Annotated in this window: 10 protein-coding genes; all 10 read left to right on the top strand. The window is 71.7% G+C overall.

The window, feature by feature from the left end; genetic code table 11:
• The first annotated feature begins 110 nt into the window (after positions 1–110).
• The 10 genes from ABTZ89_RS29135 (at position 111) to ABTZ89_RS29180 (ending at position 10,330) form a co-directional block, all read left to right on the top strand.
• Entirely contained in the window at positions 111–1,463 is a 1,353-nt protein-coding gene (locus ABTZ89_RS29135; RefSeq protein ID WP_270954314.1) for a replication-associated recombination protein A, read from the top strand.
• A gap of 119 nt (positions 1,464–1,582) precedes the next feature.
• Complete coding sequence (locus tag ABTZ89_RS29140) at positions 1,583–2,545, top strand: 2-hydroxyacid dehydrogenase (RefSeq protein WP_270954313.1); 963 nt, start codon at positions 1,583–1,585, stop codon at positions 2,543–2,545.
• A 102-nt stretch (positions 2,546–2,647) separates the two neighbouring features.
• Complete coding sequence (locus ABTZ89_RS29145; protein ID WP_351050615.1) at positions 2,648–3,055, top strand: YciI family protein; 408 nt, start codon at positions 2,648–2,650, stop codon at positions 3,053–3,055.
• A gap of 8 nt (positions 3,056–3,063) precedes the next feature.
• Positions 3,064–4,206 carry an RNA polymerase sigma factor gene (locus tag ABTZ89_RS29150; RefSeq protein ID WP_351050628.1) on the top strand — a complete coding sequence of 381 codons (1,143 nt, stop codon included), beginning with the start codon at positions 3,064–3,066 and terminating at the stop codon, positions 4,204–4,206.
• 162 nt (positions 4,207–4,368) lie between these two features.
• Complete coding sequence (locus ABTZ89_RS29155) at positions 4,369–4,776, top strand: DUF948 domain-containing protein (protein ID WP_351050618.1); 408 nt, start codon at positions 4,369–4,371, stop codon at positions 4,774–4,776.
• Positions 4,773–5,075 (top strand): hypothetical protein, encoded by a 303-nt coding sequence (locus ABTZ89_RS29160; protein WP_270954309.1) that lies wholly within the window; start codon positions 4,773–4,775, stop codon positions 5,073–5,075. The genes ABTZ89_RS29155 and ABTZ89_RS29160 overlap by 4 nt, the downstream gene beginning before the upstream one ends.
• A gap of 72 nt (positions 5,076–5,147) precedes the next feature.
• The gene (gene alaS / locus ABTZ89_RS29165) at positions 5,148–7,820 is read left to right on the top strand and encodes an alanine--tRNA ligase (RefSeq protein WP_351050621.1); all 2,673 of its coding nucleotides are present in this window, start codon (positions 5,148–5,150) and stop codon (positions 7,818–7,820) included.
• Positions 7,817–8,287 carry a Holliday junction resolvase RuvX gene (gene ruvX, locus ABTZ89_RS29170; protein ID WP_270954307.1) on the top strand — a complete coding sequence of 157 codons (471 nt, stop codon included), beginning with the start codon at positions 7,817–7,819 and terminating at the stop codon, positions 8,285–8,287. Before alaS ends, ruvX begins: the two co-directional genes overlap by 4 nt.
• Entirely contained in the window at positions 8,284–9,486 is a 1,203-nt protein-coding gene (gene mltG / locus ABTZ89_RS29175; protein WP_270954306.1) for an endolytic transglycosylase MltG, read from the top strand. The genes ruvX and mltG overlap by 4 nt, the downstream gene beginning before the upstream one ends.
• Entirely contained in the window at positions 9,476–10,330 is an 855-nt protein-coding gene (locus ABTZ89_RS29180) for a shikimate dehydrogenase (RefSeq protein ID WP_351050625.1), read from the top strand. The genes mltG and ABTZ89_RS29180 overlap by 11 nt, the downstream gene beginning before the upstream one ends.
• Positions 10,331–10,435 lie beyond the last annotated feature (105 nt).

Below are 10,435 nucleotides of genomic sequence, written 5' to 3' on the forward strand. Positions count from 1 at the left end.
GGTAACTCATCTCACCCCATCGAGTCGCTATCCGTGCTCGGGCGCGGCTGCGCACCCGCGACCCCGTCCACCCCACGAGGCCGGTCGGGGGTGACCGGTAGCGTCGGGGTGTGAGCGAGGGGCTGTTCGACGAGGGTTTGTTCGGGGCTGAGACCGAGCAGCGTGCCGGTGAGCGGTTGGCCGACAACGCGCCTCTGGCGGTGCGGATGCGGCCTCGTTCGCTCGACGAGGTCGTCGGTCAGCAGCACCTGCTCGGCGCCGGGGCGCCGCTGCGACGGTTGGTCGAGGGCGCCGCGCCTGCGTCGGTGCTGCTCTACGGCCCGCCCGGCACCGGCAAGACCACCTTGGCCAACCTCGTGTCCCTGGCCACCGGACGCCGGTTCGCCGCGTTGTCCGCGCTGTCGTCCGGGGTCAAGGAGGTGCGGGCGGTCATCGAGGAAGCCCGGCGCCGCCTCGGCCGTTCCGGCGAATCGACCGTGCTGTTCATCGACGAGGTGCACCGCTTCTCCAAGACGCAGCAGGACGCGCTGCTCGGCGCCGTCGAGGACCGCACCGTGCTGCTCGTCGCGGCCACCACGGAGAACCCGTACTTCTCGGTCGTCGCCCCGCTGCTCTCGCGGTCGTTGGTGCTGCAGCTGCGCAGCCTCGAGGACGACGACATCCGCAACCTGCTGCGCCGCGCAGTCACCGAGGAACGCGGACTGGGCGGCGCGCTGCGGTTGGACGACGACGCCGAGGCGCACCTGGTCTCGTTGGCCGGTGGTGACGCGCGGCGGGCGCTGACCGCGCTGGAGGCCGCGGCGGAGTCGGCGAGCTCGACCGGTGCCGAGGTCATCGACCTGGCCACCGTCGAGGCCACGGTGAACCGCGCCGCCGTGCTCTACGACAAGGGCGGCGACCAGCACTACGACGTCGCCAGCGCGTTCATCAAGTCCATCCGCGGGTCCGATGTGGACGCTGCGCTGCACTACCTGGCCCGGATGATCGAGGCGGGCGAGGACCCGCGGTTCATCGCGCGGCGGCTGGTCGTGCACGCCAGCGAGGACATCGGGATGGCCGATCCGACCGCGCTGCAGACCGCCGTCGCGGCGGCGCAGGCGGTGCAGCTGATCGGCATGCCCGAGGGTCGGCTGGTGCTGGCCCAGGCCACGATCCACCTGGCCACCGCGCCGAAGTCGAACGCGGTGACCACGGCCATCACCGCGGCGAGCAGCGACGTGCGCGCGGGCAAGGGCGGCCCGGTGCCGCCGCACCTGCGCGACGGGCACTACTCCGGGGCGCAGAAGCTCGGCAACGCGCAGGGCTACCAGTACCCGCACGACCGGCCGGAAGGCGTGCTGGCCCAGCAGTACCCGCCGGACGAACTGGTGGGGCGCGACTACTACCAGCCGACCGGCCGGGGCGCGGAGCGCACGCTCGGCGACCGGGTGCCCAAGCTGCGCGACATCATCCGCGGCCGCTGACCGGTTCGTGAGCGGTTCGGGGTGCTCCGGCGCCCCGAAGTGCGCACGAACGCGGGCTGGTCGATCAGCGGGCCCCGGACGGGTAGGTTCCGAGCGGAATCGTCGTGAGGAGGTCGTTGGTGGACAAGCGGATCGTGGTCACCCGGACGGTGCCGGAGTCGGCGGTGGAGCTGCTGCGCGAGGTCGGCGACGTGCAGGTGTGCTCGCAGGACCGGCCGCTCTCGGCCCCCGAGCTGCGCGAGGCCGTGCGGGGCGCGCACGCGGTCGTGACGATGCTGCACGACCGGGTCGACGCCGAGCTGGTGGCCGCTGCGGGCGATCAGCTGCAGGTGGTGGCCAACGTCGCCGTCGGCTACGACAACATCGACGTGCCCGCCGTGACCGACCGCGGTGTCACCGTGACCAACACCCCCGGCGTGCTCGCCGACGCCACCGCCGACCTCGCGTTCGGGCTGCTGCTGATGGTCACCCGACGCCTGGGGGAGGGCGAGCGGCTGCTGCGGGCCCGCGAGCCCTGGACCTTCCACCTCGGGTTCATGCTCGGCACCGGTCTGCAGGGCAAGACGCTCGGCATCGTCGGACTCGGCGGCATCGGTCAGGCCGTCGCCCGGCGGGCCCGGGCCTTCGGGATGAACATCGCCTACACCGGTCGCCGCCGCGCCAGCGCCGAGGTGGAGGCCGAGCTCGACGCCCGCCACCTGCCGATGGACGAACTGCTGCGGACCGCTGACGTGGTGTCCCTGCACTGCCCGCTCACCGAGCAGACCCGCCACCTCATCGACGAGGCGGCGCTGGCGGCGATGAAGCCGACCGCGTTCCTGATCAACACCAGCCGCGGCCCGGTGATCGACGAGAAGGCGCTGGCCGAGGCGTTGCGCGAGGGCGAGATCGCCGGTGCCGGCCTGGACGTCTTCGAACGTGAACCGGAGGTCGAGCCGGGGCTGCTGGAGCTGGACAACGCGGTGGTCGTCCCGCACCTGGGCTCGGCCACCGTCGAGACCCGAACGGCCATGGCCGAGCTCGCCGCCCGCAACGTCGCCGCGGTCCTCACCGGAGACGAGCCGATCACCCCGGTGAGGTGAGTTCTGAAAAATCTCGGGCGCGGATGTCGAGAAGCGTCGATGTGCTCCGTCCCCGGTGGTGAATGCGGCCAGAATGGGTCGCACCCGCACCGAGGAGACACCATGGCCAAGTACCTGCTGCTGAAGCACTACCGCGGCGCTCCGAACCCGGTCAACGACGTGCCGATGGACCAGTGGACGCCGGAGGAGATCTCGGCGCACGTGAAGTTCATGCAGGACTTCGCGGAACGGCTCCAGGAGACCGGTGAGTTCGTCGACGCCCAGGCGCTCGCTCCGGAAGGCACGTTCGTCCAGTACGGCGGCGAGGGGCGCCCGCCGATCACCGACGGCCCGTTCGCCGAGACCAAGGACCTCATCGCGGGCTGGATGGTGATCGACGTCGACAGCTACGAGCGTGCGCTCGAACTGGCCGGGGAGCTGTCCGCGGCCCCCGGGAAGGACGGGAAGCCGATCCACGAGTGGCTCGAGCTGCGCCCGTTCCTGACCACGCCGCCGACCATCGCGGAGTGACCGCTCGGATGGACGAGGCGCTGCTCAGGAGCCTCACGCCGAGCGTGATCGGGATCCTCGTCCGCCGCGGAGCCGACTTCGCGGCGGCCGAGGACGCCGTGCAGGATGCGCTGGTCGAGGCGGTCCGGGTCTGGCCGGACGATCCGCCGCGGGATCCGAAGGGCTGGCTGGTCACCGTCGCCTGGAACCGGTTCCTCGACGCGACCAGGGCCGACGCCGCGCGCCGCCGTCGCGAGGACCGCGTCGACGAGGAACCGGCACCGGAGCCGGCGCCCGGGGTGGACGACACGCTCCAGCTCTACTTCCTGTGCGCCCACCCGGCGCTGACGTCGTCGTCCGCGGTCGCGCTCACGCTGCGCGCCGTCGGCGGGCTGACCACCCGCCAGATCGCGCAGGCCTACCTCGTGCCCGAGGCGACCATGGCGCAGCGGATCAGCCGGGCGAAGCGCACGGTGTCCGGCGTGCGGTTCGACCAGCCCGGCGACGTCGCCACCGTGCTGCGCGTCCTCTACCTGGTGTTCAACGAGGGCTACTCGGGAGACGTCGATCTCGCCGCCGAGGCCATCCGGCTCACCCGGCAGCTCGCGGCCGCGATCGACCACCCGGAGGTGGCTGGGCTGCTCGCGCTCATGCTGCTCCACCACGCCAGACGTGCCTCCCGGACCGCGTCCGACGGCAGCCTGGTGCCGCTCGCCGAGCAGGACCGCCGCAGGTGGGACACCAAGTCGATCGCCGAGGGCATCGAGATCCTGCAGGCGGCCCTCGCCCGCGACCAGCTGGGCGAGTTCCAGGCCCAGGCCGCCATCGCAGCGCTCCACGCGGACGCGCCCACGGCCGAGGAGACCGATTGGGTGCAGATCGTCGAGTGGTACGACGAGCTCGTGCGCCTGACCGGCAGCCCGGTGGTCCGGCTCAACCGCGCGGTCGCCGTCGGCGAGGCCGACGGACCGCGCGCCGGGCTCGCGGCGCTGGCGGAGCTGGACGACTCGCTGCCCCGCCGCGCAGCGGTGGCGGCGTACCTCCACGAGCGCGACGGGGACCTGGCGACGGCGGCCCGACTTTACGTCGAAGCCGCGCAGAAGGCGTCCAATCTCGCCGAGCGCGATTACCTGACGCGCCAGGCCGCTCGGATCAACACCGGGCTCGCGTGAGCGGCGATGGTCGCTCCCACCACCACCGCCACTCACACGAGCGGAAGTGGCCGCGACCGGGTGCGGAGGTGCGCGAACGGGGCCGGTAACCTGAGCGGCGATCAACAGGCCGGGCGGCAACGCCCTGGTCTGCCGACATGACGTGGAAATACGGGAGGGCACGTGACGCCCACGCAGATCGCCGCGCTGATCGCCGCCGGAGCGTTCGTGCTGCTGGTCGTGCTGCTGGCGATCCCGCTGATCAAGCTCGGCCGGACTTTGGACGAGGCGACCACCGCGATCCGCAAGGCGCACGAGAATTCCGACCCGCTGTTCACCGGCGCGAATTCGACGATCACTCACGTCAACACGCAACTGGAGCGGGTCGACGGCATCACCGCCAACGCCAAGACGATCAGCGGCAACGTCTCGGCGTTGTCCTCGCTGTTCACGGCTACACTGGGTGGTCCGTTGGTGAAGACGGCGGCGTTCTCCTACGGGGTCAGCAAGGCCCTGAAGGCACGTCGCAAGCGCAAGCAGGAGCCCGTCGGCCGGCACACCCGCCGCAAGGGCAAGGGAGGGCGCAAGTGAGCCGCCTCTTCTGGTTCGGCGCCGGCGTCGCGGCCGGAGCCGTGGCGATGCGCAAGTTCACCGAGACCGCGCGCAAGGCGACGCCGAGCGGCATGGCCGAGCAGCTGGGCGGTGCGGTTCGCGAACTGGCCGGTGCGGTCGGTTCGTTCGGCGCCGAGGTGCGCGCCGGGATGCAGGAGCGGGAAGAGGAGTTGCAGGACGTCGTGCACAACGCCGACACGGTGCAGTTCCGGCGGATCGACGCGGCCCCGGCCCCGGACGCGGCCGGTGCTCGGCGAGCTCGCCGGGCGGGCCGCTGACGTCGGCGCAACGCCGCCAGCCGCTCGCCGCCACCGCGCCATCCGACACCTGAACCTCCCGAGGAACCCACCGTGCAGACCCACGAGATCTACAGCCGGTTCACCGAGCACTTCCGCCGTCACGGCCACACCGTGGTGCCCAGCGCGTCGCTGATCCTGGACGACCCGACGCTGCTGTTCGTCAACGCCGGCATGGTCCAGTTCAAGCCCTACTTCCTGGGCGAGGCCCCGGCGCCCTACTCGCGTGCGACCAGCATCCAGAAGTGCGTGCGCACCGGTGACATCGACGAGGTCGGCAAGACCACCCGGCACAACACGTTCTTCCAGATGGCCGGCAACTTCTCCTTCGGCGACTACTTCAAAGAAGGCGCCATGCAGTTCGCCTGGGAGCTGCTGACCAAGTCCCAGGAGGACGGCGGCTACGGCTTCGACCCGGAGCGACTGTGGGTCACCGTCTACGAGAAGGACGACGAGGCCCGGCAGCTGTGGCAGGACGTCGTCGGCGTCCCGGCCGAGCGGATCCAGGCCCGCGACGGCAAGGACAACTACTGGGACATGGGCGTGCCCGGTCCCGGCGGTCCGTGCTCGGAGATCTACTACGACCGCGGCCCGAAGTACGGCCGCGAGGGCGGTCCGGTCGCCGACGAGGACCGCTACATCGAGATCTGGAACCTGGTGTTCATGCAGGACATCAGGGGTGAGCTCTCGCCGAAGCTGGGGCACGAGCCGATCGGCAGCCTGCCCAGCAAGAACATCGACACCGGCATGGGCGTCGAGCGGGTGGCCTGCCTGCTGCAGGGCGTGGAGAACGTCTACGAGACCGACCTGGTCCGCCCGGTCATCGCCAAGGCCGAGGAGCTCTCCGGTCGCCGCTACGGCGACAACCCCGAGGACGACGTGCGGTTCCGCGTCATCGCCGACCACGCCCGCTCCGGCGTGATGCTGGTCGGCGACGGTGTGACCCCCGGCAACGAGGCCCGCGGCTACGTGCTGCGCCGGCTGCTGCGCCGGATCATCCGCTCCACCCGCCTGCTGGGCGTGCAGCAGCCGGTGCTGAGCGAGTTCAGCAAGGTCGTGCGCGACGCGATGGCGCCGAGCTACCCCGAGCTGGTCACCGAGTTCGACCGCATCGACTCGGTGATGCGCAACGAGGAAGAGGCCTTCCTGGCCACGCTGACCGCCGGGTCGAAGATCTTCGACGTGGCGGTGGCCGAGACCAAGAAGGCCGGTGGCGGCCAGCTGTCCGGCGACAAGGCCTTCCAGCTGCACGACACCTACGGCTTCCCGATCGACCTGACCCTGGAGATGGCCTCCGAGCAGGGGCTCAGCGTCGACGAGCAGGGCTTCCGGGAGCTGATGTCCGAGCAGCGCCGCCGGGCCAAGGAGGACGCCAAGGCCCGCAAGACCGGCCACGGCGACCTGTCGACCTACCGCACGCTGCTGGACGAGCACGGCACCACCGAGTTCATCGGCTACACCGACCTGCAGTCGCACAGCCGGGTGCTGGGCCTGCTGGTGGACGGCCAGCCCGCCAAGTCCGCGCCCGCGGGCACCGAGGTCGAGCTGGTGCTGGACCGCACCCCGTTCTACGCCGAGGGCGGTGGCCAGATCGCCGACACCGGTCGGCTGGTCGGTCCCGGCGTGGCCGTCGAGGTCCACGACGTGCAGCGCTCGGTGCCGGGCCTGTTCGTGCACCGCGCCAAGGTCGTCGAGGGCGAGCTGGGCGTGGACACCACGCTGGAGGCCGCGGTCGACCAGGCCCGCCGCCACGCGATCGAGCGCTCCCACTCCGCGACGCACCTGGTGCACGCGGCGGTGCGCAGCGCCTACGGCAAGCGCGCGGCGCAGGCCGGTTCGCTGAACTCGCCGGGCCGGATGCGCTTCGACTTCACCGCCCCCGCGGCGGTCTCGGCCGGCGTGCTCGCCGGTGTCGAGGAAGAGGTCAACGACTACCTGCAGAGCGACGTCGAGGTCCAGACCTACAACACGACGATGGACCGGGCCATGGAGCTCGGCGCGGTCGCGCTGTTCGGCGAGAAGTACGGCGACCAGGTCCGGGTCGTGGACATGGGCGACTACTCCCGCGAGCTGTGCGGTGGCACCCACGTGCCGCGCATCGGCCGCCTCGGCGTGGTCAAGCTGGTCGCGGACTCCTCGGTGGGTTCGGGCGTGCACCGCGTCGAAGCGCTGGTCGGCATGGACGCGATGCGGCACATCAGCAAGGAGCACCTGCTGGTCAGCCAGCTGGCCGAGCAGTTCAAGGTGCCCGCTGAAGAGCTGCCGGAGCGCATCAGCGGCGTCGTGTCCCGGCTGAAGTCCGCGGAGAAGGAGATCCAGCAGCTGCGCGTCGCGCAGGTCCTGCAGTCCGCGGGCCAGCTCGCCGAGAAGGGCACCGACGTGCACGGCGTGACCGTGGTCGCCGAGCAGGTGCCGGACGGCGTGGACGGCGGTGCGCTGCGCGCGCTGGCCGGAGAGATCCGCGGTCGGCTCGGCTCCCGCCCATCGGTGGTCGCGCTGTTCTCCGCCGAGTCGGAGAAGGTCAGCTTCGTGGTCGGCGTCAACGACGCGGCCCGCGACCAGGGCCTGGCCGCCGGCAAGCTGGTGCCGGGCTTCGCCGCCGAGGTCGGCGGGCGCGGCGGCGGCAAGCCGGACATGGCCCAGGGCGGCGGCACGAACCCGGCCGGCATCACCGCCGCGATCGACGCCCTGCGCAAGGCCGTCGACCAGGTGGTGGCTGGCGGGTGAGCGAGCACCAGCAGGCGGACCCCGGTCCGGGGCGTCGGCTCGGCGTCGACGTCGGCTCGGTCCGGGTGGGCGTCGCGCTCAGCGACCCCGCTCCGATGCTGGCCACGCCGCTGATCACGCTGAAGCGGGACGAGGCGGGCGGTAGCGACCTGTCGCAGCTGGCCGAGCTCGTCACCGAGCACGACGTGGTGGAAGTCGTGGTGGGCCTGCCGAAGACGCTGGCCGGCCGCCACGGCACCGCCGCGGAGATCGCGCAGTCCTACGGGACGGCGCTCGCGGAGCGCATCGCACCTGTGCCGGTGCGCTTCTCCGACGAGCGGTTGACGACCGTCACCGCGAGCCGGATCCTTTCGCAGCGCGGCGTGAAGGGGAAGAAGCAGCGCGCCGTGGTGGACCAGGCTGCGGCCGTGGAGATCTTGCAGGCGTTCTTGGACAGTCGGGGGAAGACGCGAGAGGACCTTTCGTGACCGACGATCTCGGACTGTTCGCCGACGAGCCCGACGAGCGGCGCCGCCGCGCGCCGGACCCGGAGCGCTTCCGCCGCCGCAAGCGGCGTCGCCTGGTGACCGCGCTGGCGGGGCTGTTCGTGCTGGTGCTGGTGGGCGTCGGAGTGCTCTACGGAGCCAGCCAGATCATGCAGATCGGTGCCTACGAGGACTTCCCCGGTGAGGGCACCGGGGACGTGGTCGTCGAGGTCAAGCCCGGCGACACCGTCAGCGCCATCGGCCGCACCCTGTCCCAGCAGGGCGTGGTGGCCAGCACCAAGGCCTTCACCAAGGCCGCCGAGGAGAACCGGCAGATCAACAGCATCCAGCCCGGTTACTACCTGATGCGCAACCAGATGTCCGGTGACGCGGCGGTGACGCACATCCTGTCGCCCAAGGCGAAGGTCGGCCGGGTCGACATCCGCGGCGGCATGCGGCTGGAGGACCAGCTCGCCCCCGACGGCGGGCACACCCCGGGCATCCTGACCAGGCTCGCCGAGGCGACCTGCGCCGGTGAGAACCCCGCGTGCGCCACCTCCGAGGAGATGCACCGCATCGCCGCGACCGCCGACCTGAAGTCGCTGGGCGTGCCGGACTGGGCGATCGACGGCGCGTCCAGGGCGGAGCCGAACCGGCGGCTGGAAGGGCTGATCATGCCCGGCGTCTACGACGTCAAGCCGGGCGAGACCGCGGAGAACGTGCTGCGCGACGTGGTCACCCGCTCCGCGGCGGCGCTGGAGGTCGCGGGCCTGCCGCAGCGGGCCGAGGGCACCGGCCGCACCCCGTACGAGCTCCTCACCATCGCCTCGATCGTGCAGAGCGAGGCGATCACCAAGGACTTCGGGCAGGTCGCGCGGGTGATCGAGAACCGGCTCAGCCAGCCGGCCATGCGGCTCGGCATGGACTCCACGATCAACTACCCGCTGGACAAGCCGAGCCTGCTGACCGACCCGAAGGACCGGGAACGGCCGGGGCCGTACAACACGTACCAGAACTTCGGGCTGCCGCCGACGCCGATCTCGACGGCCAGCCGGGAAGCGCTGGAGGCCGCCGAGAAGCCGGCGCCGGGCAACTGGCGGTACTTCGTGAAGTGCTACCCGGACGGCACGTCCTGCTTCGCCGACACCTTCGAGCAGCACAACGCCTACATCGACGAAGCGCGGGCTCGCGGTGCCTTCTGACGAGCAGCGGCGGGCAGCGGTGCTCGGTTCACCGATCGAGCACTCGCTGTCCCCGGTCCTGCACGGCGCCGCTTACACCGCGCTGGGCTTGACCGGCTGGACCTACGAGCGGATCGAGGCCGACGAGCAGCAGCTGGTCGAGTTCGTCCCCGGTCTCGGCGCGGAGTGGGCCGGGCTGTCGGTGACGATGCCGGGCAAGCGCGCGGCACTGCGCGTCGCCGACGTGGTCAGCTCGCGGGCCGAGGCGGTCGGCGCGGCGAACACGCTGGTGCACCGCGCCGACGGCAGCTGGGCCGCGGACTGCACCGACGTCGACGGAGTCGTCGGAGCGCTGCGAGCGGCCGGTGGTTTCTACACCGGGCACCGCGGGCTGGTGCTGGGAGCGGGCGGCACCGCCGCCGCTACCCTGGCGGGCTTCGCAGAGCTCGGGATCCGCGAAGCGACGATCGCGGTGCGCGAGCCCGCGCGAGCGCGCGACGCGGTGGAAACCGCGGAGCGCGTGGGGATCGCGGCGAGCGTGGAGCGGCTGGACCGCGTAGCGCTCGCGGACGCCGCGGCAGCGGCGGACGTCGTGGTGTCGACGCTGCCCGCGGGAGCGCTCGGAGAGCGCGTGGCGGAGCTGGCGACGGCGGCGTGCGTGCTCGACGTCGTCTACCACCCGTGGCCGACGCCGCTGGCCGCAGCGGTCACCGCGGCCGGTGGCCGCGTGGCGACGGGCCTGGACATGCTCCTGCACCAGTCGTTCGGCCAAGTCGAGCAGTTCACCGGCCTCTCGGCCCCCCGCAAGGTCATGCGCGACGCCCTGGCCAACGCCACCGGCAACGAGATCCCCCTCCCGCTCTGATCGATCAGTAGTCCGGGCCTGGTACAGAACCACAGTTTCAATTGAAACTGCGGATCCCAGGCACGGCGGATCGCAGTTTCAATTGAAACTGCGGCTCGGGACGGA

The sequence above is a fragment of the Saccharopolyspora sp. NPDC002686 genome (assembly GCF_040295745.1).
Taxonomy (GTDB): Bacteria; Actinomycetota; Actinomycetes; order Mycobacteriales; family Pseudonocardiaceae; genus Saccharopolyspora; species Saccharopolyspora oryzae.

Bases quoted from the DNA above. Each gene is read 5' to 3' on its own strand.
- ABTZ89_RS29145 (WP_351050615.1), top strand. From the start codon at position 2,648: ATGGCCAAGTACCTGCTGCTGAAGCACTACCGCGGCGCTCCGAACCCG.
- ABTZ89_RS29150 (WP_351050628.1), top strand. From the start codon at position 3,064: ATGGACGAGGCGCTGCTCAGGAGCCTCACGCCGAGCGTGATCGGGATC.